This window comes from Hanstruepera ponticola, from assembly GCF_002940745.1.
GTDB classification, from domain to species: domain Bacteria; phylum Bacteroidota; class Bacteroidia; order Flavobacteriales; family Flavobacteriaceae; genus Hanstruepera; species Hanstruepera ponticola.
This window is the reverse complement of record NZ_POTB01000001.1, coordinates 968,744-994,729: the sequence shown is the minus strand read 5'-3', so window position 1 is coordinate 994,729 and position 25,986 is coordinate 968,744. Positions and strand designations below refer to the sequence as shown.

General features: G+C 34.3%; 24 protein-coding genes and 6 tRNA genes. 26 read left to right on the top strand and 4 right to left on the bottom strand.

Translation table 11 applies throughout. The annotated features are described in order from the left end of the window. Positions 1-10 precede the first annotated feature (10 nt). The 21 genes from C1S72_RS04460 to C1S72_RS04360 all read left to right on the top strand — a co-directional run bounded on the left by C1S72_RS04460 (position 11) and on the right by C1S72_RS04360 (position 18,967). The gene (locus tag C1S72_RS04460) at positions 11-889 is read left to right on the top strand and encodes a ComEA family DNA-binding protein (RefSeq protein WP_104734445.1); all 879 of its coding nucleotides are present in this window, start codon (positions 11-13) and stop codon (positions 887-889) included. A gap of 19 nt (positions 890-908) precedes the next feature. Further along, the gene (locus C1S72_RS04455) at positions 909-2,075 is read left to right on the top strand and encodes an acyl-CoA dehydrogenase family protein (RefSeq protein WP_104734444.1); all 1,167 of its coding nucleotides are present in this window, start codon (positions 909-911) and stop codon (positions 2,073-2,075) included. 12 nt (positions 2,076-2,087) lie between these two features. Continuing rightward, on the top strand, positions 2,088-3,512 hold the full coding sequence (locus C1S72_RS04450; RefSeq protein ID WP_104734443.1) for a carboxypeptidase-like regulatory domain-containing protein: 1,425 nt from the start codon (positions 2,088-2,090) through the stop codon (positions 3,510-3,512). Between the two features lie 84 nt (positions 3,513-3,596). Then, a complete protein-coding gene (gene rpsU, locus C1S72_RS04445) occupies positions 3,597-3,791 on the top strand; it encodes a 30S ribosomal protein S21 (RefSeq protein WP_104734442.1) in 195 nt (64 codons plus the stop codon). Positions 3,792-3,910: 119 nt separating this feature from the next. Continuing rightward, positions 3,911-4,801, top strand: coding sequence for a tyrosine-type recombinase/integrase (locus C1S72_RS04440; RefSeq protein WP_104734441.1), 891 nt, complete (start codon positions 3,911-3,913; stop codon positions 4,799-4,801). 37 nt (positions 4,802-4,838) lie between these two features. Beyond that, on the top strand, positions 4,839-5,141 hold the full coding sequence (gene hpf / locus C1S72_RS04435; protein WP_104734440.1) for a ribosome hibernation-promoting factor, HPF/YfiA family: 303 nt from the start codon (positions 4,839-4,841) through the stop codon (positions 5,139-5,141). Positions 5,142-5,242: 101 nt separating this feature from the next. Next, a tRNA-Thr gene (locus tag C1S72_RS04430) sits at positions 5,243-5,316 on the top strand. Between the two features lie 139 nt (positions 5,317-5,455). Then, positions 5,456-5,538, top strand: a tRNA-Tyr gene (locus tag C1S72_RS04425). A gap of 121 nt (positions 5,539-5,659) precedes the next feature. Further along, positions 5,660-5,732 (top strand) — tRNA-Gly (locus C1S72_RS04420). A gap of 55 nt (positions 5,733-5,787) precedes the next feature. Beyond that, positions 5,788-5,859 (top strand) — tRNA-Thr (locus C1S72_RS04415). Between the two features lie 58 nt (positions 5,860-5,917). Then, entirely contained in the window at positions 5,918-7,105 is a 1,188-nt protein-coding gene (gene tuf, locus C1S72_RS04410; protein WP_104734439.1) for an elongation factor Tu, read from the top strand. A 61-nt stretch (positions 7,106-7,166) separates the two neighbouring features. Continuing rightward, a tRNA-Trp gene (locus C1S72_RS04405) sits at positions 7,167-7,239 on the top strand. A gap of 119 nt (positions 7,240-7,358) precedes the next feature. Beyond that, a complete protein-coding gene (secE, locus tag C1S72_RS04400; RefSeq protein WP_104734438.1) occupies positions 7,359-7,556 on the top strand; it encodes a preprotein translocase subunit SecE in 198 nt (65 codons plus the stop codon). Between the two features lie 11 nt (positions 7,557-7,567). After that, the gene (gene nusG / locus C1S72_RS04395; protein ID WP_104734437.1) at positions 7,568-8,122 is read left to right on the top strand and encodes a transcription termination/antitermination protein NusG; all 555 of its coding nucleotides are present in this window, start codon (positions 7,568-7,570) and stop codon (positions 8,120-8,122) included. A 72-nt stretch (positions 8,123-8,194) separates the two neighbouring features. Continuing rightward, positions 8,195-8,635, top strand: a complete 441-nt coding sequence (gene rplK / locus C1S72_RS04390; protein WP_103051391.1) for a 50S ribosomal protein L11 — start codon at positions 8,195-8,197, stop codon at positions 8,633-8,635. A 17-nt stretch (positions 8,636-8,652) separates the two neighbouring features. Continuing rightward, positions 8,653-9,342, top strand: coding sequence for a 50S ribosomal protein L1 (gene rplA, locus C1S72_RS04385; protein ID WP_104734436.1), 690 nt, complete (start codon positions 8,653-8,655; stop codon positions 9,340-9,342). Positions 9,343-9,361: 19 nt separating this feature from the next. Then, positions 9,362-9,883: a 50S ribosomal protein L10 gene (gene rplJ / locus C1S72_RS04380; RefSeq protein WP_104734435.1), complete on the top strand. Its 522-nt coding sequence runs from the start codon at positions 9,362-9,364 to the stop codon at positions 9,881-9,883. Between the two features lie 66 nt (positions 9,884-9,949). Next, entirely contained in the window at positions 9,950-10,327 is a 378-nt protein-coding gene (gene rplL / locus C1S72_RS04375; RefSeq protein ID WP_104734434.1) for a 50S ribosomal protein L7/L12, read from the top strand. A gap of 127 nt (positions 10,328-10,454) precedes the next feature. Then, entirely contained in the window at positions 10,455-14,267 is a 3,813-nt protein-coding gene (rpoB, locus tag C1S72_RS04370) for a DNA-directed RNA polymerase subunit beta (protein ID WP_104734433.1), read from the top strand. A 29-nt stretch (positions 14,268-14,296) separates the two neighbouring features. Continuing rightward, positions 14,297-18,598, top strand: coding sequence for a DNA-directed RNA polymerase subunit beta' (gene rpoC / locus C1S72_RS04365; protein WP_104734432.1), 4,302 nt, complete (start codon positions 14,297-14,299; stop codon positions 18,596-18,598). 51 nt (positions 18,599-18,649) lie between these two features. Beyond that, positions 18,650-18,967: a DUF3467 domain-containing protein gene (locus C1S72_RS04360; RefSeq protein ID WP_104734431.1), complete on the top strand. Its 318-nt coding sequence runs from the start codon at positions 18,650-18,652 to the stop codon at positions 18,965-18,967. Positions 18,968-19,179: 212 nt separating this feature from the next. Here the strand turns inward: C1S72_RS04360 and C1S72_RS04355 are convergent, their stop codons facing one another. Then, entirely contained in the window at positions 19,180-19,410 is a 231-nt protein-coding gene (locus tag C1S72_RS04355; RefSeq protein ID WP_104734430.1) for a (4Fe-4S)-binding protein, read from the bottom strand. Positions 19,411-19,550: 140 nt separating this feature from the next. After that, a complete protein-coding gene (locus C1S72_RS04350) occupies positions 19,551-21,140 on the bottom strand; it encodes a peptide chain release factor 3 (RefSeq protein WP_104734429.1) in 1,590 nt (529 codons plus the stop codon). A 120-nt stretch (positions 21,141-21,260) separates the two neighbouring features. Between C1S72_RS04350 and idi the strand changes: the two genes are divergently transcribed. The 5 genes from idi (at position 21,261) to C1S72_RS04325 (ending at position 23,592) form a co-directional block, all read left to right on the top strand. Next, complete coding sequence (gene idi / locus C1S72_RS04345) at positions 21,261-21,800, top strand: isopentenyl-diphosphate Delta-isomerase (RefSeq protein WP_104734428.1); 540 nt, start codon at positions 21,261-21,263, stop codon at positions 21,798-21,800. Continuing rightward, positions 21,784-22,194 (top strand): 6-pyruvoyl trahydropterin synthase family protein, encoded by a 411-nt coding sequence (locus C1S72_RS04340; protein ID WP_104734427.1) that lies wholly within the window; start codon positions 21,784-21,786, stop codon positions 22,192-22,194. Before idi ends, C1S72_RS04340 begins: the two co-directional genes overlap by 17 nt. Next, positions 22,194-23,165, top strand: a complete 972-nt coding sequence (locus C1S72_RS04335; protein ID WP_104734426.1) for a type I phosphomannose isomerase catalytic subunit — start codon at positions 22,194-22,196, stop codon at positions 23,163-23,165. Before C1S72_RS04340 ends, C1S72_RS04335 begins: the two co-directional genes overlap by 1 nt. 27 nt (positions 23,166-23,192) lie before the next feature. Further along, the gene (locus C1S72_RS04330) at positions 23,193-23,462 is read left to right on the top strand and encodes a hypothetical protein (RefSeq protein ID WP_104734425.1); all 270 of its coding nucleotides are present in this window, start codon (positions 23,193-23,195) and stop codon (positions 23,460-23,462) included. Positions 23,463-23,518: 56 nt separating this feature from the next. Next, a tRNA-Thr gene (locus tag C1S72_RS04325) sits at positions 23,519-23,592 on the top strand. 158 nt (positions 23,593-23,750) lie between these two features. On the opposite strand, the gene C1S72_RS04320 is transcribed toward C1S72_RS04325, so the two are convergent. Next, complete coding sequence (locus C1S72_RS04320; RefSeq protein ID WP_104734424.1) at positions 23,751-24,452, bottom strand: DUF4369 domain-containing protein; 702 nt, start codon at positions 24,450-24,452, stop codon at positions 23,751-23,753. A gap of 50 nt (positions 24,453-24,502) precedes the next feature. After that, positions 24,503-25,762 carry a DUF819 family protein gene (locus C1S72_RS04315; protein WP_104735787.1) on the bottom strand — a complete coding sequence of 420 codons (1,260 nt, stop codon included), beginning with the start codon at positions 25,760-25,762 and terminating at the stop codon, positions 24,503-24,505. Positions 25,763-25,986: the final 224 nt, after the last annotated feature.

Here is a 25,986-nt window from a genome sequence, read left to right as displayed (position 1 = left end):
TACCTTTAAAATGAAACATATAAAATCCCATTTTACGTTTACTAAAAAACAACGAAATGGGATTTTTTTATTGCTTTTCTTAATTCTTATTGTGCAATGTGCATTTTATTTTATTGATTTTTCGAAAGATAAACCTCTTGAAAACAATTCCGAATTAATAGCATTTCAAAGAGAAGTTGATTCCTTAAAGCAAGTAAAGTTAGCATCCTCTAAACCCAAAATATATCCTTTTAACCCTAATTTCATTACAGATTATAAAGGCTACACCCTTGGAATGAGTAATGAAGAAATTGATAGATTATTAGAATTTAGAGCACGTGACAAATGGGTGAATTCAGCTGCCGAGTTTCAGCAAGTCACTCAAGTGTCAGATTCATTGCTTAAATCCTTATCACCTTATTTTAAATTTCCTGAATGGGTGATAAACCCTAAACCTAAAACCTATCAAAAAACAGATTTTAATAATAGTCCAAAGACTAACGAAGAAAAAATTGACTTAAACAAAGCTACTGCAAGTCAATTACAAAGTGTTTACGGTATAGGTGAAAAGTTGTCTGCAAATATTGTAAAATACAGAAACCAACAGGAAGGTGGTTTTGCTTCTGACGTAGAATTATCTGAAGTATATGGGCTGAAACCAGATGTTATTGAGAATATCACCAGAAAGTTTACAGTAAAAACACCAAGAACCATTCAAAAAATTAATTTGAATACGGCTTCAAAGGATCAATTGGTTACTATAAAGTATATAGATTACGAAATAGCTTATAACATAATTGAAGAACGCACACTTCGAGATGGCTTTAAATCGTTAGACGAATTAACAAAAGTTAAAGACTTCCCAGTTCACAAAATTGAGATAATTAAGTTATATTTGACTCTCAATTAATTGCTAAAAAATAGAAGGTATGAATAGCATGTATTTCACTGAAGAACATAACATGTTTAGGCAGAGTTTAAAAGATTTCTTGCAAAAGGAAGTGGTTCCACATATTGAAAAATGGGAGAAAGATGGAAACGTAGAACGCTTTATTTGGAAGAAGTTTGGTGAGATGGGATTTTTTGGGGTGAATTATCCAGAAGTCTATGGTGGTTTAAATTTAGACTTATTTTATACAGTTATCTTCCTTGAAGAATTGCAAAAAATAAATTCGGGTGGTTTTGCGGCCAATATGTGGGCTCATGCTTATTTAGCAATGACACATCTGAATGCTGAAGGAAGTGACGCTATTAAACAAAAATATTTAACGGCAAGTGTTTCCGGAGATATGATAGGTTGTCTTTGTGTTACAGAGCCTTTTGGTGGTAGTGATGTTGCTGGAATGCGAAGTACAGCAGTTAAGCAAGGTGATAACTACGTAATTAATGGCTCAAAAACATTTATAACCAATGGTGTTTACAGTGACTATTTAGTGGTAGCTGCTAAAACTAATCCGGAGTTAGGAAACAAAGGAATCAGCATGTTTATTATTGATCGTGATACACCTGGTATAACATCAACAAAATTAGATAAGTTGGGATGGCGAGCAAGCGATACAGCTGAAATTGCTTTTGATAATGTGACCATTCCTGCAGAAAATTTAATGGGAGAGGAGAATAAAGGATTCCCTTACATTATGCAGCATTTTGCATTTGAGCGTTTAATTATGGGTGTCAATGCACATGCAAGAGCAGAATATGCTTTGGATTATGCTAAACAATATATGAGTGAGCGTCAGGCTTTTGGTAAAACCATAAACAACTTCCAAGCTTTGCGGCATGCCTTTGCAGACGCTTACAGTTACATGGAAATCTGTAAGGAGTTTAATTATTCTGTAACCCATAGAATGGACAAAGGAGAATATGTAGTGAAAGAAGCTACGATTTCTAAATTGCAATCCACCAAGATGGCTGATGAGGTTATTTACCAATGTCTTCAATTTTTGGGAGGTTATGGTTATATGGAAGAGTATCCTATGGCTAGGCTTTTACGTGATAGTCGTTTAGGCCCTATAGGTGGAGGAACTTCCGAAATACTACGTGAGATTATTGCGAAAATGACTTTAGATGGTAAAGATTATAAGCCTGCTACCTAAAAAATAACAAAAATGAAATTGACTAAATGCTTATTTAGTATAACCCTAACAATTTATACGTTAGGTGTTTTTTCTCAAACCGAATTAATGAATACCGTTCTTGATGGCGAAACATTTCAGCCATTAGAAAGCGCCAGTGTTTATATTCAAAATACCACCATAGGGACCATAACCAATACTGATGGTAAATTTGTGTTGGTTGTACCTAATAAGCATCTAAAGGATACATTAGTTATTTCATCTATTGGTTTTAAAAGTTATAAAATTCCCGTTGGTGAATTTGATAGTTCTTTCGATGTGTATTTAGATCCAGATGTTGCATCGTTGGATGAGGTGTTACTTGTTGCTGAAACTCGGCCCAAAACGGGAAATGATATCATGCTGCGTGCTTTAGAGGAGATACCTGTAAACCTACCTGATTCTTCCTATTTGCAAAAAGGGTTTTTACGACATAAAGAACGTAATAAAAAAGAATTTAAGTGGCTTATTGAAAGTGCGATTACATTTTATGATCCTGGTTATGATACCATTCCAGGTGAGAAGATGAGAATAAATGTAGATCAAGTCCGTAAGAGTTATGATTTGAGAGATGTAGATAGTTTACTGACTTATACATCTTATCTAAAAAATAAGGCCAAGAACGTTAAGCTAAGATCTAGAAATTTAATTCGAGACACTATAGAAACGGCATCGCTTATAAAAGCAATCAAGTGGAATGATAATCGTATAAATGGTTTGGAAACCTTGTTTGGAGGAAAGTTGAACATGGTAAGAAATTCATCTAATCCAAAGGCCTTATTTGATATTGAGGATATTTTAAGCAAACATCAATTTAAATTGGATACCGTTTTGGTAGAAAACGACAGGAAGATTTATAAAATAGAAATCTCTGAAAGTTTTGAACATGTAAACCTAGAAACCAAGGGCGTTTTTAATGATGGCTTCCAACCAAAAGGATGGATTTATATTTATTGGGATACATACGCTATTAAAAAAATTGAATATGAATTACATGCAGCTTCTCAAGCGCAACGAAGTCGTAGTAAGACACTTTTTGACACCTATTTGAATCATAAATTGGTGATTTCATACAAAGAGTATCAAGATAAAATGTATTTAAATTATATTTATTACGAAACACCAAAATTGGTAAATGTTGGTGTTGCTGAAGATGATCCAAGAACAGAAATTGATGAATCAGCAGTAAACAAGGACGAACGTTTTTATTACACAGTTCAAGAAATATTATTTACTGAAATCATTACTGATCAACAAACTGTTGATGAAGCTTTATCTGAACCTTGGGATTCCGATATGTTTTCGCCTAAACCTTATGATAAAGCTTTCTGGGAAAATTACAACACATTATTGGAGAGTGAAGAAGAAGAAAAACTCATTCAGGACCTAACCAAAAGATATTCCTTATTCAAAGAATAATTTTTTTATTTTTTTAATTGCAAAATTTAAATTTGTTATTATTTTTGCAGCCTGAAAATTCTAAAAGAGAGGAGGTTAAGGACTATGTTAATTATACCAATTAAAGACGGAGAAAATATAGATAGAGCATTAAAGCGTTACAAGCGTAAGTTTGATAGAACGGGAACAAAACGTGCTTTACAAACGCGTAAGCAGTTTACAAAACCTTCTGTAGCTCGTAGAGCTCAAATCCAAAAAGCGCAGTATATTCAGCGTTTAAGAGACCACGAAGATATTTAATTGTTAAAGTATCTATAATCAATCCTGTTATTTAGAAATAACAGGATTTTTTTTTGAAATAAAACCAAAACTCATCAAAAGGTTGTAATTTTATGAAAACCACAAAGTAACTTTTATAAATGCCAATACAATCTTTTTTAGATTATTTGCTGTTAGAAAAAAACTATTCAAAGCTCACTCTTAAAGCTTATGAAAGAGATTTAGTTGAATTCTCAAGTTTTATTAAGGAAGAATATCAATCTGATAACATATTGTCAATAAGCTATTCCCAAATAAGGAGTTGGATAGTGACACTTGTTGAAAAAGGCATTAGCAATAGAACTATTAACAGAAAAATATCATCGCTCAATTCATATTATAAATTTTTATTGAAAGTAGGTGATGTTAGTTTAAATCCCCTAGCCAAGCATAAAGCCTTAAAAACAAGTAAAAAGGTACAGATTCCCTTTTCTGAAAAAGAAGTTACTGCAGTTTTAGATAATTGGCACTTTGATGATAGTTTTGAGGGAATACGCGATAAGATAATAATTGAGTTGTTTTACTCTACAGGAATAAGGCGCATAGAATTAGTACAGTTAAAAATTGCTGATATTGATTTTTCTAAAAAAATATTAAAAGTTTTAGGGAAGCGCAATAAAGAACGATTTATTCCGTTACTTCAATCTGTGATTGAAACTCTAAAATCTTATTTAAATAAGAGAGATGAGTTGGAGATTATAAAAGATTCTGAACATTTATTTTTAACAAAAAAAGGCGTTAAAATTTATGAAACGCTTGTTTACCGAATAATAAATGAGTATTTTAGTTTAGCATCTTCAAAAGTAAAAAAGAGTCCTCATATTTTAAGACATTCATTTGCGACTCATTTACTCAATCAAGGTGCCGATTTAAATGCAGTTAAAGAGCTGCTAGGTCATTCAAGTTTGGCTGCGACCCAAGTTTACACCCATAATAGTATATCAGAACTTAAAAAAGTTTACTTAAAATCGCATCCTCGAAGTGACAAATGAAAGAGTAAATCTATTGTTTAATAAAAATTAGTAGAGTATGAAAGTAAACACGCAATCAGTCAATTTTAATGCAGACAAAAAGTTGATAGACTTTATTCAGCGAAGAATGGATAAGTTAGATTTGTTTTATGATAAGGTCATCCAATCAGATGTTTTTTTAAAAGTTGAGAATACCAGTGATAAAGCCAATAAGATTTTTGAAGCAAGGTTAAGTGTTCCAGGCGATAGTTTTGTTGTAAAGAAGCAATGTAAAACATTTGAAGAAGGAACTGATAGTGCTGTGGCATCGTTAGAAAGACAATTAAAAAAGCGTAAAGAAAAATTACGAGCATATTTATGATAAAATTTTTCGAAAAATGTTTTGAATAAGAAAATAAATATTTACATTTGCAGTCCGTTAGAAATAGCGGGCTTTTTTTTAGTTAAAAAAGTAAGTGAAAAGCCGATGTAGCTCAGCTGGCTAGAGCAGCTGATTTGTAATCAGCAGGTCGTGGGTTCGAGTCCCTCCATCGGCTCTTTAAAACAAAAGCACAGGGTTGTATTCTGGATTAATAATACGGAATTCAAATGGGGCGAGAAGTTTATCCTGAGCGTAGTCGAAGGAAGTCCCTCCATCGGCTCAAAGTTCTTTAAAAGACTGGATTAAATTTTATTGGGGAGATACTCAAGCGGCCAACGAGGACAGACTGTAAATCTGTTGTTTTTTAACTTCGCAGGTTCGAATCCTGCTCTCCCCACAAAAATTGTTATAGTAGTTGTCAAAAGCTTGATTTTGTAAGACTGCAATAAGAATTTTTAGTGAAGGGTCACCTTCACGGATCACTAAGTAAAACGAGGTAATCCTAAAAATATGAAATCGCGGGAGTAGCTCAGTTGGTAGAGCGTCAGCCTTCCAAGCTGAATGTCGCCGGTTCGAACCCGGTCTCCCGCTCAAAAAAATCCTGCCACGGCAGGTCTTGTTTGAAGAACAAGTTAAAAACCTTTACGCCGGTGTAGCTCAGGGGTAGAGCGTTTCCTTGGTAAGGAAGAGGTCACGAGTTCAAATCTCGTCATTGGCTCTTTTTCAAGATAGAATTAAATTGAACACTAATATAAATAAGATTAAATAAATTAAACATGGCAAAGGCAACTTTCGATCGTTCAAAACCACACTTAAATATTGGTACTATTGGACACGTAGATCACGGTAAAACAACTTTAACTGCTGCTATTACTAAAGTATTAGCTGATGCAGGTTTTTCAGAAGCAAGATCATTCGATCAAATTGATAACGCTCCAGAAGAGAAGGAAAGAGGTATTACAATTAATACATCTCACGTAGAATATCAAACAGCAAATCGTCACTATGCTCACGTTGACTGTCCAGGTCACGCGGATTACGTAAAGAACATGGTAACTGGTGCTGCTCAAATGGATGGCGCTATTTTAGTTGTTGCTGCAACAGATGGTCCTATGCCACAAACTCGTGAGCACATCTTATTAGGTCGTCAGGTAGGTATTCCAAGAATCGTTGTTTTCTTAAACAAGGTGGATATGGTTGATGATGAGGAATTATTAGAATTAGTAGACATGGAAGTTAGAGATTTATTAAACTTCTATGAGTACGATGGAGATAATGGACCAGTAGTATCTGGTTCTGCTTTAGGTGCACTTAATGGTGAGCAAAAGTGGGTTGATACAGTATTAGAATTAATGGAAGCTTGTGATACTTGGATTGAAGAGCCAGTTCGTGATATGGATAAGCCTTTCTTAATGCCAATAGAAGATGTATTCTCAATTACTGGTCGTGGAACTGTTGCTACAGGTCGTATAGAAACTGGTGTTGCTAATACAGGTGACCCAGTTGAAATTATCGGTATGGGTGCAGAGAAGTTAACTTCTACTATTACTGGTATTGAAATGTTCCGTCAAATTCTTGATAGAGGTGAAGCTGGAGATAACGCAGGTATCTTATTAAGAGGTATTGAGAAAACTCAAATCTCTAGAGGTATGGTAATCACTAAACCAGGTTCTGTAACACCTCACGCTAAATTTAAAGCAGAGGTTTATATCTTGAAAAAAGAAGAAGGTGGTCGTCACACACCATTCCATAATAACTACCGTCCACAGTTCTACGTTCGTACAACTGACGTAACTGGAAACATTGCGCTTCCTGATGGAGTTGAAATGGTAATGCCAGGTGACAACTTAACTATTACTGTTGAGTTAATCCAACCAATTGCAATGAACGTAGGTTTACGTTTCGCTATCCGTGAAGGTGGTAGAACAGTTGGTGCTGGTCAGGTAACTGAAATTTTAGACTAATAAAATTCAATAAATAGTAAGTTAAGGTATTCCGTTTTTCGGAATACCTTGACTTGTATTTACGGGTTTAGCTCAGTTGGTAGAGCACTGGTCTCCAAAACCAGGTGTCGGGAGTTCGAGCCTCTCAACCCGTGCTAATAGAGTAAACGAGGCGAGTAGCCTGACCCAAGGGAAGTCTCTCAACTCGTGGAAGTAAAACAAAACAGTGAGTAATCAATAGTTTGATGCTCTAAAATTGTAAATAAAACATATAATGGCTGGAATTGTAAACTATATAAAAGAATCGTTCGGAGAGTTAAAAAATAATGTGTCTTGGCCAACTTGGGCAGAAGCACAAAGTTTAACAGTGCTTGTAGCAGTGTTTTCAATTATATTCTCGTTAGCAATTTGGGGAGTAGATACAGTGTTCAGCAAAGCCATAGGATTTTACTTTAAATGGATTAACGGTTAAAATAAAATTGTATGTCTGAAGGAAACGAAAAAAAATGGTATGTAGTTAGAGCTGTAAGTGGTCAAGAAAACAAGATCAAAACTTACATTGAAAACGAAATTGCCCGTTTAGGATTTGGAGATTATGTTGATGAGGTTTTAGTGCCAACTGAAAAGGTTATTCAAATTAGAAATGGTAAGAAAATAAATAAAGAGAAGGTTTATTTTCCTGGCTACATCATGATAAAAGCAAATTTAACTGGAGAAATCCCTCACATTATAAAATCGGTAACTAATGTTATAGGTTTTTTAGGAGAAACAAAAGGAGGAGACCCGGTGCCATTAAGACAGTCTGAAGTAAACAGAATGTTAGGTAAAGTAGATGAGTTATCATTAGAGGCAGATTCTAATGTGGCTATACCATTTACAAAAGGGGAAACTGTTAAAGTTATTGATGGTCCTTTTAATGGTTTTGATGGTACTATTGAAAAGATAAATGAAGAAAAGCGTAAACTTGAAGTAATGGTAAAGATTTTTGGAAGAAAAACACCATTAGAGTTAAGTTATATGCAAGTTGAAAAAGTATAATAATTGTTACAAGATAAAAATACAATCTTACGCTTCCAATCATAAGTATTGTATGAAACTAAATTATTAAAAATGGCAAAAGAATTAAGTAAAGTAGTTAAACTACAAGTTAGGGGAGGTGCAGCGAATCCGTCGCCACCGGTTGGACCCGCTTTAGGTGCCGCTGGAGTTAACATCATGGAGTTCTGTAAGCAGTTTAATGCGAGAACCCAAGATAAACCAGGTAAAGTTTTACCTGTTGTGATTTCTGTTTATAAAGACAAATCATTTGACTTTGTAATCAAAACTCCTCCTGCAGCAGTACAATTATTAGAAGCGGCCAAGGTGAAGAAGGGTTCAGGTGAACCTCACATTAAAAAAGTAGCTAAAGTTTCTTGGGATCAGATTAGAACCATAGCTGAAGATAAAATGCAAGATTTAAATGCATTTACAGTAGAGTCTGCCATGACAATGGTTGCTGGTACTGCAAGATCTATGGGTATAACTGTAAAAGGAGGCCAAGCCCCTAATTAATCTAAAAAATTTTTAAAATGGCAAGATTAACAAGAAAACAAAAGGAGGCTTTAGCAAAAATAGAAAAAGGGAGACTTTATTCTGTTGAAGAAGCTTCTTCATTAGTTAAAGAAATTACCAATACAAAATTTGATGCATCTGTAGATTTAGCTGTACGTTTAGGTGTAGATCCACGAAAGGCAAATCAAATGGTGAGAGGAGTTGTAACACTTCCTCATGGTACTGGTAAGGACGTGAAAGTTTTAGCATTAGTAACTCCAGATAAAGAAGCAGAAGCTAAAGAAGCTGGAGCAGATTATGTTGGTTTAGACGAATACCTTGATAAAATTAAAGGTGGTTGGACAGACGTTGATGTAATTATTACTATGCCAAGTGTTATGGGTAAATTAGGTCCTTTAGGACGTGTGTTAGGTCCTCGTGGCTTAATGCCAAACCCTAAAACAGGTACAGTAACTATGGATGTTGCTAAAGCTGTAAGCGATGTGAAAGCTGGTAAAATTGACTTTAAAGTTGATAAAACAGGTATTGTACACGCTTCAATAGGTAAAGCATCTTTTAGCGCTGATAAAATTGCGGGTAACGCAAATGAATTATTACAAACATTAATGAAACTTAAGCCAACTGCAGCTAAAGGAACTTATGTAAAGAGCATTTATATGTCTAGTACTATGAGTCCAAGTTTAGCCGTTGATCCAAAAATTGGTTAAGTAGTTTAAAACTTTTATTATGACAAGAGAAGAAAAATCACAAGTAATTGAAGACTTAACTGCACAATTGGCCAATAGTTCAAATATCTATTTAGCAGATATTTCAGGATTAAATGCTGGTACGACTTCAGATTTACGTCGTGCTTGTTTTAAGGCTAACATTAAATTAGCAGTTGTTAAAAATACCTTGCTTGAAAAAGCAATGGAAGCATCAGATAAAGATTTTGGAGACCTTCCTTCAACATTAAAAGGAAATACTTCAGTCATGTATGCTGAAACTGGTAATGCGCCAGCCAAAGTAATTAAAAACTTCCGTAAAAAATCAGATAAGCCTCTTTTAAAAGGTGCTTTTATTGAGGAAGCTATTTACATTGGTGACGAACAATTGGACGCTTTAGTTGATATCAAATCTAAAGAAGAAGTTATTGGCGATATTATTGGCTTATTACAATCACCAGCTAAAAGTGTTATTTCAGCACTTCAATCTAGTGGTGGTAAGCTTGCAGGTATTATTAAAACATTATCCGAAAAAGAAGGATAATCCAAAAAAGTACGCACTTTTTACACAAATATATTAAAATTAAAAATTTATTAAAACGATAGAAAAATGGCAGATTTAAAAGATTTCGCAGAACAATTAGTTAACTTATCAGTAAAAGAAGTTAATGAGTTAGCTACTATTTTAAAAGATGAGTATGGTATCGAACCTGCTGCTGCTGCAGTTGCTGTTGCTGCTGGCCCTGGTGCTGGTGGTGGTGAAGCTGCTGAAGAAAAATCAGAATTCGATGTTATCCTTAAAGCCGCTGGTGGTTCTAAATTAGCAGTTGTAAAATTAGTTAAGGAATTAACTGGTTTAGGATTAAAAGAAGCTAAAGAATTAGTTGATAGTGCACCTAGCGCAATTAAAGAAGGTGTTTCTAAAGATGAAGCTGAAGGCTTAAAAACTTCTTTAGAAGAAGCAGGAGCAGAGGTTGAGCTTAAGTAAGCTTAACACCTCAAACACATAACGGTTTAGGCCTGAAGTTAATCGCTTTTGGGCCTAGACCATTTTGCGTATATAACCGTGACATACTACGCAGTCACATTTTTTTTAATCAAAATTCCGTCCATTGATGTTAGCAAAACAAGCTGAAAGATTAAATTTCTCATCTATAGTCAATAGAACAGAATATCCAGATTTTATGGATATTCAGATTAAATCCTTCCAGGATTTTTTCCAGCTAGAAACTAAATCTGAAGAACGAGGAGATGAAGGGTTATACAACACCTTCATGGAAAACTTCCCAATAACAGACACACGTAATCAATTTGTTTTAGAATTTTTAGATTACTTTATTGACCCACCACGTTATACCATTGAAGAATGTATAGAGCGTGGACTTACATATAGCGTTCCGCTAAAGGCTAGGTTGAAATTGTACTGTACAGACCCTGAACATGAGGATTTCGAGACCATTGTTCAAGATGTGTATTTAGGTACAATTCCTTACATGACGCCTAGTGGTACCTTTGTAATAAATGGTGCTGAACGTGTTGTTGTATCACAATTACACCGTTCACCTGGTGTTTTCTTTGGTCAATCATTTCACGCTAATGGAACAAAACTATATTCCGCTAGAGTAATTCCTTTTAAAGGATCTTGGATTGAATTCGCTACAGACATTAATAGTGTTATGTATGCCTATATTGATCGTAAGAAAAAGTTACCTGTAACTACCTTATTCAGAGCCATTGGTTTTGAGCGCGATAAAGATATTTTAGAAATATTTGATTTAGCTGAAGAAATAAAAGTATCTAAAGCTGGATTGAAAAAAGTATTAGGACGTAAACTTGCTGCACGTGTACTTAACACATGGCATGAGGATTTTGTTGATGAAGATACTGGTGAAGTAGTATCTATTGAACGTAACGAAATTGTTTTAGATCGTGATACAGTTCTAGATAAAGATAATATTGAAGAAATCCTTGAAACTAGTGTAAAAACTATTCTTTTACACAAAGAAAGTGCACAACAAGGTGACTACGCAATTATTCACAACACATTACAAAAAGATCCAACAAACTCTGAAAAAGAGGCTGTTGAACACATATACCGTCAATTACGTAATGCCGAGCCGCCAGATGAGGAAACTGCTCGTGGTATTATTGACAAATTATTCTTTTCAGACCAACGTTACTCTTTAGGTGAAGTAGGTCGTTATAGAATGAACAAAAAATTAGGTCTTGATATTGGAATGGATAAGCAAGTGCTTACTAAAGAAGATATCATAACTATTATAAAATACTTAATCGAACTTATCAACTCTAAAGCAGAGATTGATGATATTGATCACTTATCTAATCGTCGTGTTCGTACAGTTGGTGAGCAATTATCTCAACAATTTGGTGTTGGTTTAGCACGTATGGCTCGTACTATTCGTGAGCGTATGAATGTTCGTGACAACGAAGTATTTACACCAATCGATTTGATTAATGCTAAGACCTTATCGTCTGTAATTAATTCATTCTTTGGTACAAACCAGTTATCTCAATTTATGGATCAAACCAATCCATTAGCTGAGATTACTCACAAACGTCGTTTATCAGCTTTAGGACCAGGCGGTCTTTCAAGAGAAAGAGCAGGTTTCGAGGTTCGTGACGTTCACTATACACATTATGGTCGTTTGTGTCCTATTGAAACACCTGAAGGACCAAACATTGGTTTAATTTCTTCATTATCAGTTTACGCTAAAGTAAACTCAATGGGATTCATTGAAACGCCTTATAGAAAAGTTGAAAATGGTGTTGTTGATATTAAAGGCGATCCAATTTACTTAAGTGCTGAAGAAGAAGAAGAGCAATTAATTGCTCAAGCTACGGTTGAAGTTGATGAAAAAGGTAAAATTGTTCATGATAAGGTAATTGCAAGAATGGAAGGTGACTTTCCAGTAATTGAACCAAGTCAAGTACACTATACTGATGTTGCGCCAAACCAAATTGCTTCTATTTCTGCATCCTTAATTCCATTTTTGGAGCATGATGATGCAAACCGTGCATTAATGGGATCTAACATGATGCGTCAGGCTGTACCGTTATTACGTCCGCAAGCACCTATTGTTGGTACTGGATTAGAAAGACAAGTAGCATCTGATTCTCGTGTTTTAATAAATGCAGAAGGTAGTGGTGTTGTAGAATATGTTGATGCTAACGAAATTGTAATCAAATACGATAGAACTGAAGATGAAGCTAAAGTTAGCTTTGATAGCGATACAAAATCCTATCCTTTAGTTAAGTTTAGAAAAACAAATCAGGGTACATCCATTAACTTAAAGCCAATTGTTAAGAAAGGTGATAAAGTAACTAAAGGGCAAGTGCTTTGTGAAGGTTATGCTACACAAAATGGTGAATTAGCTTTAGGTAGAAATATGAAAGTAGCCTTTATGCCTTGGAAAGGGTATAACTTTGAGGATGCTATTGTAATTTCTGAAAAAGTTGTTCGCGAAGATATATTTACATCAATTCATATTGATGAGTATTCTTTAGAAGTACGTGATACAAAGTTAGGTAACGAAGAGTTGACTAATGATATTCCAAACGTATCTGAAGAGGCTACAAAAGATTTAGATGAACATGGTATGATTCGCGTAGGTGCAGAAGTTAAGCCTGGTGATATTCTTATTGGTAAGATTACACCTAAAGGTGAATCAGATCCTACTCCTGAAGAGAAATTGTTACGTGCTATTTTTGGTGATAAAGCGGGTGATGTTAAAGATGCATCATTAAAAGCATCCCCATCATTAAATGGTGTTGTAATTGATAAAAAATTATTTGCTCGTGCAGTAAAAGATAAGCGTAAACGTGCTCAAGATAAAGAGGATATTGCACAATTAGAAGCATTATATAACAAGAAGTTTGACGACTTACAAAGTATTTTAGTTGAAAAACTATTTGCTATTGTAGGTGGAAAAACAGCTCAAGGTGTATTTAATGATTTAGGCGAAGAAGTTTTACCAAAAGGTAAAAAATACACACTTAAAATGTTAAATGCTGTTGATGATTATGTTCACTTAACTAGTGGTCAATGGACAACTGATGATGCAACTAATAAGCTTGTTGCCGATTTAATTCACAATTACAAGATTAAAGAAAACGACTTACAAGGTTCTTTACGCCGAGAGAAGTTTACAATCTCTGTAGGTGATGAGTTGCCAGCAGGAATTATCAAATTAGCTAAAGTTTATATTGCTAAAAAGCGTAAACTTAAAGTTGGTGATAAAATGGCAGGTCGTCACGGTAACAAAGGTATTGTTGCTCGTATTGTTCGTCAAGAAGATATGCCTTTCCTTGAAGATGGAACACCTGTTGATATTGTATTAAATCCACTTGGTGTACCGTCACGTATGAATATTGGTCAGATTTATGAAACTGTTCTTGGTTGGGCAGGTCAAAAATTAGATCGTACTTATGCAACGCCAATTTTTGATGGTGCTACCTTGGATCAAATTAACGAATTTACAGATGAAGCTGGAATCCCAAGATTTGGACACACCTATCTTTATGATGGTGGTACTGGTGACCGCTTTGACCAACCAGCAACAGTAGGTGTCATCTACATGCTGAAATTAGGTCATATGGTTGACGATAAGATGCACGCACGTTCTATTGGACCTTACTCATTAATTACGCAACAGCCATTAGGTGGTAAAGCACAATTTGGTGGTCAGCGTTTTGGTGAAATGGAGGTTTGGGCTCTTGAAGCTTATGGAGCGTCTGCAACATTAAGAGAAATATTGACAGTTAAATCTGATGATGTAATTGGTCGTGCTAAAACATACGAAAGTATTGTTAAGGGTGAACCAATGCCAGAACCTGGATTACCAGAATCATTCAATGTACTTATGCACGAATTGAAAGGTTTAGGTTTAGATATCAGATTAGAGGAGTAGTTAATTAAAAATCATTTCAACCATATATTATGGCAAGAAAACAAGATAAGAATACAGTACAGAGATTTAATAAAATCTCAATTGGTTTAGCATCACCAGAATCTATTTTAGCAGAATCTCGTGGTGAAGTATTAAAACCAGAAACTATCAATTATCGAACTCATAAACCAGAACGTGATGGTTTGTTTTGTGAGCGAATTTTTGGTCCTGTAAAGGATTACGAATGTGCTTGTGGAAAATACAAACGTATACGATACAAAGGTATTGTATGTGACCGTTGTGGTGTTGAAGTAACAGAAAAGAAAGTACGTCGTGATCGTGTAGGGCACATTAATTTAGTAGTTCCTGTGGCTCACATTTGGTACTTCCGTTCGTTACCAAATAAAATAGGTTATTTACTTGGGTTACCATCTAAAAAATTAGATATGATTATTTACTACGAACGTTACGTAGTAATTCAACCAGGAATAGCTAAAAATGCTGAAGGGGAACCAGTTCAAAAAATGGATTTCCTTACAGAAGAAGAATACTTAAACATTTTAGAAACACTTCCTCAAGAGAATCAATATTTGGACGATACTGATCCAAATAAATTCTTGGCTAAAATGGGAGCAGAATGTTTAATCGAATTGTTATCGCGTATAAATTTAGATGAATTATCATTTGAATTGCGTCACAAAGCAAATACCGAAACATCTAAACAACGTAAGACAGAAGCGTTAAAGCGTTTACAAGTTGTTGAAGCGTTACGTGAATCTAACGAGAATCGTGAGAATCGTGCTGAATGGATGATAATGAAAGTTATTCCAATCATTCCACCAGAATTACGTCCGTTAGTACCATTAGATGGTGGTCGTTTTGCAACTTCAGATTTAAATGATTTATATCGTCGTGTTATTATTCGTAACAATCGTCTTAAGAGACTTGTTGAAATAAAAGCTCCAGAGGTAATTTTACGTAATGAAAAACGTATGCTACAGGAATCTGTAGATTCGTTATTTGATAATACACGTAAGTCTTCTGCAGTAAAAACAGATTCTAACAGACCTTTGAAATCATTATCTGATTCATTAAAAGGTAAGCAAGGTCGTTTCCGTCAAAACTTACTAGGTAAGCGTGTTGATTATTCTGCACGTTCGGTAATTGTTGTTGGACCAGAATTAAAATTATTTGAATGTGGATTGCCAAAAAATATGGCAGCAGAATTATACAAGCCTTTCGTAATTAGAAAATTAATTGAAAGAGGTATTGTTAAGACTGTAAAATCTGCAAAGAAAATTATAGATAAAAGAGAGCCAGTGGTTTGGGATATCTTGGAAAATGTTCTTAAAGGACATCCAGTATTACTAAACCGTGCGCCTACACTTCACAGATTGGGTATTCAAGCTTTTCAACCAAAATTAATTGAAGGAAAAGCTATCCAATTACACCCATTAGTTACTACGGCATTCAACGCCGATTTTGATGGTGACCAAATGGCAGTACATTTACCTTTAGGTCCAGAAGCTATTTTAGAAGCACAATTATTAATGTTAGCTTCTCATAATATCTTAAATCCAGCTAATGGTTCGCCAGTAGCAGTACCATCTCAAGATATGGTACTTGGATTATACTATATGACAAAAGAGCGTAAATCTACTGATGAAGTAAAAATCAAAGGTGAAGGTTTAACTTTTTATTCTCCAGAAGAAGTTGTTATTGCTTACAATGAAAAGCGTGTTGATTTAAATGCAGCTATCAAAGTAAGAACTTGGGACTTTAATGAAGAAGGTAAGTTAACACTTCAAATTATAGAAACAACTGTTGGTCGTGTGCTATTTAATGAAAAAGTACCACAACAAGCAGGATTCATTAATCAGGTATTAACGAAAAAATCACTACGTAACATTATTGGTGATATTTTAAAAGTTACAAGTGTACCTGAAACGGCGGCATTCCTTGATGAAATTAAAACACAAGGATATAATTTCGCATTCCAAGGTGGATTATCATTTAGTTTAGGTGATATTATTATACCACCAGAGAAGCATGATATGATTGATAAAGCCAATGGATTAGTTGATGGTATTACTGCTAACTATAACATGGGACTTATTACTAATAACGAACGTTATAATCAAGTTATTGATATTTGGACTTCAACAAATGCAGAATTGACAGAGTTGTCTATGAAGCGTATTCGCGAAGATCAACAAGGATTTAACTCGGTATATATGATGCTTGATTCTGGAGCTCGTGGATCTAAAGAACAGATTCGTCAGCTTACAGGGATGCGTGGATTAATGGCTAAACCTAAAAAATCGACTGCTGGTGGTGGAGAGATTATTGAAAACCCAATTCTTTCTAACTTTAAGGAAGGTCTTTCAATTTTAGAATACTTTATCTCTACTCACGGTGCTCGTAAAGGTCTTGCCGATACGGCTCTTAAAACAGCCGATGCTGGTTACTTAACGCGTCGTTTAGTTGATGTTTCTCAAGATGTTATTGTAAACAGTGAAGATTGTGGAACATTACGAGGTGTTGAAGTTACACCACTTAAGAAAAATGACGAAATTGTAGAAACACTTGGTGATCGTATTGTTGGTCGTATTTCACTTAACGATGTTTACAATCCTCAATCTGATGAATTGTTAGTCGCTAGTGGTGATATGATTGATGAAGTAGTTGCTAAATCAATTGAAAATTCGCCAATTGAATCTGTTGAAGTACGTTCGCCATTAAGTTGTGAAGCTAAAAAAGGTATCTGTGCAAAATGTTACGGACGTAATTTAGCCACTGGAAAAATGGTACAACGTGGTGAAGCAGTTGGTGTGGTTGCAGCTCAATCTATTGGAGAGCCTGGTACACAGCTTACCTTACGTACATTCCACGTAGGTGGTATTGCTGGAAACATTTCAGAAGAAAATAAATTAGCTGTTAAGTTTGACGGTATTGCTGAAATTGATGAATTGAAAACTGTAAAAGGTGAAGACTCTGAAGGAAAAACAGCAAATATTGTTATTTCTCGTACATCTGAATTAAAATTAATAGATAAGAAAACAGGAATTACGTTAAGTACCAACAACATTCCTTATGGTTCAACAATATTCATAAAGAATGGTGATGAACTTAAGAAAGGTGATGTTGTTTGTCAATGGGATCCGTATAATGGTGTGATTATTTCTGAATTTGCGGGTAAAGTTCGTTATGAAAATATAGAGCAAGGTGTTACCTACCAAGTTGAGATAGATGAGCAAACAGGTTTCCAAGAAAAAGTGATTTCTGAATCTAGAAATAAGAAGTTAATTCCAACATTGCATATTGATGATGCTAAAGGAAATGTAATACGTTCTTACAACTTACCAGTGGGAGCTCACCTTATGATAGACGATGGTGAGAAAATTAAAGTCGGTAAGATTTTAGTTAAAATACCTCGTAAATCTGCTAAATCTGGGGATATTACAGGTGGTTTACCTCGTGTAACAGAATTATTTGAAGCACGTAACCCATCTAATCCAGCAGTAGTAAGTGATATTGATGGTGTGGTTTCATTTGGTAAAATTAAGAGAGGTAATCGTGAGATTATTGTTGAATCCAAATTAGGTGATATCAAGAAATATTTGGTTAAATTATCTAATCAAATTCTTGTTCAAGAGAATGATTTCGTAAAAGCAGGTATGCCGTTGTCGGATGGTTCTGTAACACCAAATGATATCTTGAATATCAAAGGACCATCAGCTGTACAGCAATATTTGGTAAATGAAGTACAAGAGGTATATCGTTTGCAAGGTGTGAAAATTAATGATAAGCACTTCGAGGTTGTTGTAAGACAGATGATGCGTAAAGTTAGAATCATGGATTCTGGTGATACCACATTCCTTGAAAACCAATTGGTTCATAAAGCTGATTTTATTGAAGAAAATGATGAAATCTTTGGAATGAAGGTTGTTGAAGATGCTGGCGATTCTGTCAACATCAAAGCTGGTCAAATAATTTCACCACGAGATTTACGTGATGAGAATTCATTATTACGTCGTGAGGATAAGAAGTTGGTTGAAGCACGTGATGCACAACCTGCTACAGCAACGCCTATACTTCAAGGTATTACAAGAGCATCGCTTCAAACTAAGTCATTTATTTCGGCTGCATCGTTCCAAGAAACTACTAAAGTTCTTAACGAAGCTGCAGTAAATGGAAAGGTTGATACTCTAGAAGGACTGAAAGAGAATGTTATTGTAGGACATAGAATACCAGCTGGTACTGGTATGAGAGCTTACGAAAACATCATAGTAGGATCCAAAGAAGAGTTTGACGAGATGATGCAAGCTAAACAAGAAGTTAATTATAACTAATACTAAAAATAGCGTGAAGAAATTCACGCTATTTTTTTATAACATATTATTATGAGTGAAAATAAAAATCAAAAAAAGCAAGGTCAGATAAATATCGAGATTGATGAAAAAGTTGCTGAGGGAACTTATTCTAATTTAGCAATTATAAACCATTCGGTTTCTGAATTTGTAGTGGATTTTGTTAGTATTATGCCTGGTACACCAAAAAGTAAGGTTAAATCTCGTATTATTTTAACACCGCAACATGCTAAACGCTTGTTAAAGGCTTTAGGAGAAAATGTAACGCGATTTGAAAATGCACATGGTGAAATCAAAGATTACGAGCAACCACCAATTCCTTTGAATTTCGGACCCACTGGTCAAGCCTAAATTAAATTTGAGAAAGGTTGCTCGACATGTTTCCATGTAGCAACCACCAATTCCTTTGAATTTTGGGCCCACTGGTCAGGCCTAAATTTAATTGGTTGAAGTTTCTCGACATGTTTACATGTAGCAACCACCAATTCCTTTGAATTTCGGACCGACAGGTCAAGCGTAATGCAGCATAAATTGCTATAAATAAAAAAGAGGCTTGTGCTTAATTAACAAGCCTCTTTTTTATTTATACAATATTGTAATGCACCAGATGGGCATTTTTTCACTTGTCTAATAATCTCATCACTTGAAGCACCATCTAGGTCTATCCAAGGAATTACAGAGTTTCTAAAGACATTTGAAAGTTCGCGAGCGCATCGTTCGGCATTGATGCAAGCACTTGGGTTGTAAGTTACAGTAATATCATTATTACTGAAAACATTGTCATTTGTTTCCATAAGTAGATCATTATTTGGGGTTATAATCTATTTTAAATGTATCTATCCAAGTTTTATCACACTTAAAATTATCGATTAAAAGTATGAAATATTCGGTAAAAAGCAAATGTTTACACAAATATTAGATGAATGACATGCATTTAATTGAATTCTGAAGTAAAATGAAAGGTAATACTCGGGTATTTCTGTTGAGTCATCTGTAATGAAAAAGCCGAATCTGCTAAAAACACCAATTGATTTTGCTTGTCTTTAGCCAAAAATCGTTGTTTTACTCTTAAAAACTCTTTAAATTCTTCACTCTTCTCATCTTCAGGATCTACCCAACAAGCCTTATGCACATTTAGGTTTTCGTAAGTACATTTGGCACCATATTCATGCTCTAATCGGTATTGAATTACTTCATATTGCAATGCACCAACAGTTCCAATTACTTTTCGACCATTAAGTTCCAATGTAAATAATTGCGCTACACCTTCGTCCATTAATTGATCAATACCCTTAAAAAGTTGTTTTGATTTTAGAGGATCAGCATTGTTAATATACCTAAAATGTTCAGGCGAAAAACTCGGAACGCCCTTGTAATTAATGGTTTCACCTTCTGTTAAAGTGTCACCAATTTTAAAATTTCCGGTGTCATGTAATCCTACAATATCACCAGGGTATGATATATCTACAATTTCCTTTTTTTCTGCAAAGAAAGCATTAGGGCTTGAAAACTTAAGTTTCTTATTGTTTCTTACATGTAAATAGGGTTTATTGCGTTCAAACTTACCTGAAACAATTTTTACGAATGCTAATCTATCACGATGATTAGGATCCATATTGGCGTGTATTTTAAATACAAAGCCAGTAAATTTATTTTCATCTGGTTTTACCAGACGTTCTTCACTTTGCTTTGGCCTTGGTTTTGGAGCTATTTCAACAAAGCAGTCCAATAATTCACGAACACCAAAATTGTTTAATGCAGAACCAAAAAACACAGGTTGTTGCTTGCCATTTAAATATTCTTCTTTATTGAAATCTGGATAAATACCTTCAACTAATTCAATCTCTTCACGTAAAGTGTCTGCAGCTTTTTCTCCAACAAGTTTATTTAAATCAGGAGAACTTAAATCAGAAATTTCTATGGTTTCTTCAATATTTTTCCTACTATCACCACTGAATAAATTTACGTTCTTTTCCCAAAGGTTGTAAATACCTTTAAAATCGTAACCCATTCCAATAGGGAAACTCAATGGAACCACACTCAACCCTAATTTTTGTTCTACTTCATCTAATAAATCAAAAGCGTCTTTACCTTCACGATCTAGTTTATTAATAAACACAATCATTGGAATATTACGCATGCGGCACACTTCAACTAACTTTTCGGTTTGCTCCTCGACACCCTTGGCAACATCAATTACAACAATAACGCTATCTACAGCTGTAAGCGTTCTGAATGTATCTTCAGCAAAATCCTTGTGTCCAGGCGTATCAAGAATATTGATTTTAATGCCATCATATTCAAAAGCTAGAACAGAAGTCGCTACAGAGATACCTCTTTGGCGTTCAATTTCCATAAAGTCACTTGTGGCACCTTTTTTTATTTTATTACTTTTTACGGCACCAGCTTCTTGTATGGCTCCACCAAACAATAATAACTTTTCTGTTAAGGTGGTTTTACCAGCATCTGGATGCGATATAATACCAAAGGTTCTTCGTCTTTCTATTTCACTTTTAAAACTCATAATATGCTTTGAAATATGGGATGCAAAGATACTTTTTAAATTGTCATTTTTTAAAGCCTTAACACATTTTATAATTAAGAATGATATTATTAATGTATATCTTGGTATTTTTGTGATACTATGGAAGAAGAACTAGTCATTCTCGTTAATGAAAACGATGAACAAATTGGATTGATGCCCAAAATGGAAGCTCATGAAAAAGCACGTTTACATCGTGCCTTTTCGGTTTTTGTATTTAATGACAAAAATGAACTTATGCTTCAGCAACGCGCATTACACAAATACCATTCTCCAGGCTTGTGGACAAATACTTGCTGTAGCCATCAACGTGCAGGAGAAACCAATATTGAAGCTGGAAAGCGACGTTTACAAGAAGAAATGGGCTTTGTTACAGACTTAACAGAAACAACTTCATTTATCTATAAAGCCCCTTTTGATAATGGGCTCACGGAACATGAATATGATCATATTTTAGTTGGAAGATATCATGACGCTCCTAATATTAATCCTGATGAAGTAGCCGACTGGAAATGGATGTCTTTAAATGCTGTGAAAGAAGATATCAAGCTGAACCCTGAAATTTATACGGCTTGGTTTAAAATAATATTTGATAAATTCTATAATTATATTAACATACCACAAAATGAAAGTAACGGTTAGTAGAAAGGCACATTTTAATGCGGCTCATAGACTTTATAGAAAAGACTGGGATTTTGAAAAAAATGATGCTGTTTTTGGTAAATGTAATAATCCTAATTATCATGGTCACAACTATGAGTTAATAGTTAGCGTTACTGGTGAAATTGATAAGGAAACTGGTTATGTAATTGATATGAAGGTGTTGAAAGATATTATAAAGAGTGAAGTTGAGGATGCTTTTGACCATAAAAACTTAAATGTTGAGGTGCCAGAATTTAAAGAGTTAAATCCAACAGCGGAAAACATTGTAGTTGTTATTTTTGATAAAATGAAAACAAAGCTACCTGCTAATTTAGATCTTGAAGTGACGCTTTATGAAACACCAAGGAACTTTGTTAGTTATAACGGAAATTAATGAGTAGTAATCTGTATCCTTTAAAATTTCACCCTATTCTAAAAGAAAAAATTTGGGGTGGAAATAAATTAAAAAAACTATTAAACAAAGCTTCGAGTTTGCCAAATATTGGTGAAAGCTGGGAGATTAGTGATGTTAAAGGTGATACATCAGTTGTTAGCAATGGAAACCTTCAAGGAAAATCATTACAGGATATTTTAACAGTGTTTAAGTCGGATTTAATTGGTAAGAAAAATTATAACCAATTTGGAGACAAATTTCCATTACTTATCAAGTTTATTGACGCCAAAGAAGATTTATCTATTCAGTTACATCCTAATGACGAATTAGCTTCTAAACGTCACAATTCTTTTGGTAAAACCGAAATGTGGTATGTTATGCAGGCAGATGAAGGATCAAACCTAATTGTTGGTTTTAATCAGGAAATGACAGCTGAAAAGTACCTCAAGCACCTTAATGATAAAACGCTCACAAAAATTTTAAATTTTGACAAAGTAAAAACGGGAGACACTTATTTTATTGAGGTTGGTCGTGTACATGCAATTGGATCTGGTGTTTTATTAGCTGAAATACAGCAAACTAGCGATATAACTTATCGTGTTTATGATTGGGATCGTGTTGATGCTAATGGCAATGAACGTGAATTACATAACGATTTAGCAATTGATGCGTTCGATTTTAATATGCCTGATAATTTTAGAATTTCATATGATAGGGAACAAAACATTTCAAATGAAATGGTTAAATGTCCTTATTTTACAACTAATTATTTAAAATTAACACGTCCCATAAAGAAGCAAAATATACATGATTCTTTCTTAATTTATATGTGTGTTGAAGGAGAAGCAAATATCATGACAAATAGTGTGCATGAAACCATTAAATTGGGAGAAACAATTCTATTGCCAGCAGCTATTAAAGACTTCGAAATTAGTTCTAAAAATGCCATACTATTAGAAGTTTATGTGTAATTTTGTGGCAAAATAAATTATAAAATTATGGCAAATAAAAGAGACCTAAAAAAAGATATTAATTACGTATTAGGTGATATTATTGAAGCTGTTTATGTTTGGGAATATTCAAATACAGACAAAGACACAAAAAAAAGTGAAGCTATTATTGACGAGGCTATTGAGACTTTTGACACTTTAATTGAAAAAGTAAATGATAGAAAAGTTGAAGATAAAAAAGCACACTTTAAAGCAATTAATCAGGAGCTTGAATCTAAAGGTCGTGAGTTAATCGAAAAAATAAACAAGTTAGGTTAATTTTTAAAAAATAATTTGCAATTATAATTTACAAGATTATATTTGCGAACTGTTTTGCCGATGTAGCTCAGCTGGCTAGAGCAGCTGATTTGTAATCAGCAGGTCGTGGGTTCGAGTCCCTCCATCGGCTCAAAATGAAAGTTCAGTATAACACTGGACTTTTTTGTTTACAAAGGGTTTTTGAAATTTTGAAATAGGGCGAGAAGTTTATCCTGAGCGCAGTCGAAGGGAGTCTCTCCATTGGCTCAATAATCATAAAAAAGCCTCTCAATTTTGAGAGGCTTTTTTTTATTGTTCATTTTTTCTTTTATTAATAAAGGATTCGAGTTCCCTGCCGTATTTTGAGTTTTTAATTTTGGGAGTCAATGCATTATTAATAGTATCCAACCATTTAATTTGAGCGTCATAAATCTCCGTTAGAGCTAAATAAGGGGCCAATTCACTATCATTATTAGTAACTGCAAAATTGACTGTGTAGAGGTATTTACTTTTCAATAAATTTTCAAAAGCTTTTTGGTTTTCTTCAATTAGGGTAGAATCATTAGCAGCTTTGGCGTCATATTCAGTTTTAATTAAATCTAAATTCTTGTCATTAAAGCGCTCCATCATTTTTAAATATTCTTCTAATTTTTCCTGTTGAGAGGAACCTTTAATCTCTGCATTGAAAGCAAAATCCTTTAGGGTAGTATGTATTTCAGTGGTGCCTTTATCTGCAAAGAAAACTATTTTTCGATCACTATCTTCGTTTGTTTTGTTCAGGTGTAAATAAAAAACCTCTGGTGATTCTAAATCGGAATGAAGTATAAATTCTTTTTGACCTGTAATGGTCATAGAGTCAACATTTATCAATGTAGAATCTTCAACTTTTTGTAAATAAACAGTTCCTTTCTTAAGGTCTTTAATTGTACCTTTAACAGTTAGGTCGTGTTGTTTCTCATTCGCACATGAAACAATTAATAAGGCAATTATTATTGGGATTAAATTTCTCATTTACATTATAAAATTAAGAGGGCAAATATCTTATAAAAAATGATTAAATACTAGCTAACGGCTGCTAATTCCATAAGAATTGTACAGCCAATAGCTGCGATAGTCCCAATGGCATAACCAAAGACAGCTAATAACACACCAACAGTAGCTAATGATGGATGGAATGCAGATGCTACGATAGGAGCAGAGGCTGCACCTCCAACATTGGCTTGACTTCCTACGGCTAAAAAGAAATATGGTGCTTTTATAATTTTAGCGATAATGATTAATAATACCGCATGAATGGTCATCCAAATTAGGCCTACTGCAATGAGTCCAGGGTTATCGAAAATAGAACCTAAGTCTATTTTCATACCAATTGAAGCCACAAGTATATAAATAAAGACGCTTCCAAATTTACTTGCACCAGCACCTTCATAGTTTTTAGCTTTTGTAAATGATAATAAAATAGCAATAAGAGTAGCAATACTTATCATCCAAAAGAATTGAGAGCCAAGAAATGTAAATGTGTTTCGCGTTGTTGCAGATTCAATATTACTTATAACACCTTCAAAATATGGTGCAAGTAGATTTGCTCCTATATGTGCAAGACTTACTGTTCCAAAGGCAATAGCAACAATAATCATGATATCTGTTAACGATGGATTACGTTTAACGCTTTTGGCGAAGGAGGTTACTTTTTCTTTTAAGCTTTCAATAGCTGAATTATCTGCTCGTAGCCATTTATCAATAGCTTTGGAACGTCCAATTCCAATTAAAATAATAGCCATCCAAATATTGGCAACAACAATATCTACAAATACCATTTTACCGTATTCAGATTGATTATAGCCATAAATTTCTAGCATAGCAGTTTGGTTGGCTCCACCACCAATCCAGCTACCAGCTAAAGTGGATAAACCTCTCCATACAGCATCAGGACCAACACCTCCAACAGTTTCTGGTGACACCATGGAAACTAATAAAATGGCTATTGGACCACCAATCACGATACCTAAAGTACCAGTAAGAAACATCACAAGTGCTTTCCAACCTAGATTAAAAACAGCTTTTAAGTCGATGCTTAATGTCATAAGAACCAATGCTGCAGGTAGTAAATACCGACTAGCTACATAATAGAGATTGGTACTGTGCTCAAGAATAATGTCTGATTCGCCAATTGTTTCCCATTCAGGCGCAATTAACCCAGATGTGGTTAATACTGCAGGTAGCATATAGGCCATAAATAGTCCTGGGACAATTTTATAGAATTTAGGCCAGAATCCTGTTTTTATGGATTCAGTATAAAAAATAAAACCTAAAGTTAACATAAGGAGTCCAAAAACAATAGCGTCTTTTATAAATATTGGTTTTCTTACTATTGCAGTTGCACTTTTTACGTTTGAACTTACATCTAAAGTTGAAGCATTATTAGTAAAATCGAGTTGATTTAATTTTAATATTTTTTTGTTGACAAAACTTTTATCAGCTTTTACTAATATTTTAAATATTTTGTCATCAATGATTGAGATTTCTCGATTAGAATCGAAAGAAA

Coding starts and splice junctions, on each gene's coding strand:
- C1S72_RS04460 (WP_104734445.1), top strand. CDS start 11: ATGAAACATATAAAATCCCATTTTACGTTTACTAAAAAACAACGAAAT.
- C1S72_RS04455 (WP_104734444.1), top strand. CDS start 909: ATGAATAGCATGTATTTCACTGAAGAACATAACATGTTTAGGCAGAGT.
- C1S72_RS04450 (WP_104734443.1), top strand. CDS start 2,088: ATGAAATTGACTAAATGCTTATTTAGTATAACCCTAACAATTTATACG.
- rpsU (WP_104734442.1), top strand. CDS start 3,597: ATGTTAATTATACCAATTAAAGACGGAGAAAATATAGATAGAGCATTA.
- C1S72_RS04440 (WP_104734441.1), top strand. CDS start 3,911: ATGCCAATACAATCTTTTTTAGATTATTTGCTGTTAGAAAAAAACTAT.
- hpf (WP_104734440.1), top strand. CDS start 4,839: ATGAAAGTAAACACGCAATCAGTCAATTTTAATGCAGACAAAAAGTTG.
- tuf (WP_104734439.1), top strand. CDS start 5,918: ATGGCAAAGGCAACTTTCGATCGTTCAAAACCACACTTAAATATTGGT.
- secE (WP_104734438.1), top strand. CDS start 7,359: ATGGCTGGAATTGTAAACTATATAAAAGAATCGTTCGGAGAGTTAAAA.
- nusG (WP_104734437.1), top strand. CDS start 7,568: ATGTCTGAAGGAAACGAAAAAAAATGGTATGTAGTTAGAGCTGTAAGT.
- rplK (WP_103051391.1), top strand. CDS start 8,195: ATGGCAAAAGAATTAAGTAAAGTAGTTAAACTACAAGTTAGGGGAGGT.
- rplA (WP_104734436.1), top strand. CDS start 8,653: ATGGCAAGATTAACAAGAAAACAAAAGGAGGCTTTAGCAAAAATAGAA.
- rplJ (WP_104734435.1), top strand. CDS start 9,362: ATGACAAGAGAAGAAAAATCACAAGTAATTGAAGACTTAACTGCACAA.
- rplL (WP_104734434.1), top strand. CDS start 9,950: ATGGCAGATTTAAAAGATTTCGCAGAACAATTAGTTAACTTATCAGTA.
- rpoB (WP_104734433.1), top strand. CDS start 10,455: ATGTTAGCAAAACAAGCTGAAAGATTAAATTTCTCATCTATAGTCAAT.
- rpoC (WP_104734432.1), top strand. CDS start 14,297: ATGGCAAGAAAACAAGATAAGAATACAGTACAGAGATTTAATAAAATC.
- C1S72_RS04360 (WP_104734431.1), top strand. CDS start 18,650: ATGAGTGAAAATAAAAATCAAAAAAAGCAAGGTCAGATAAATATCGAG.
- C1S72_RS04355 (WP_104734430.1), bottom strand. CDS start 19,410: ATGGAAACAAATGACAATGTTTTCAGTAATAATGATATTACTGTAACT.
- C1S72_RS04350 (WP_104734429.1), bottom strand. CDS start 21,140: ATGAGTTTTAAAAGTGAAATAGAAAGACGAAGAACCTTTGGTATTATA.
- idi (WP_104734428.1), top strand. CDS start 21,261: ATGGAAGAAGAACTAGTCATTCTCGTTAATGAAAACGATGAACAAATT.
- C1S72_RS04340 (WP_104734427.1), top strand. CDS start 21,784: ATGAAAGTAACGGTTAGTAGAAAGGCACATTTTAATGCGGCTCATAGA.
- C1S72_RS04335 (WP_104734426.1), top strand. CDS start 22,194: ATGAGTAGTAATCTGTATCCTTTAAAATTTCACCCTATTCTAAAAGAA.
- C1S72_RS04330 (WP_104734425.1), top strand. CDS start 23,193: ATGGCAAATAAAAGAGACCTAAAAAAAGATATTAATTACGTATTAGGT.
- C1S72_RS04320 (WP_104734424.1), bottom strand. CDS start 24,452: ATGAGAAATTTAATCCCAATAATAATTGCCTTATTAATTGTTTCATGT.
- C1S72_RS04315 (WP_104735787.1), bottom strand. CDS start 25,762: ATGTTAACTTTAGGTTTTATTTTTTATACTGAATCCATAAAAACAGGA.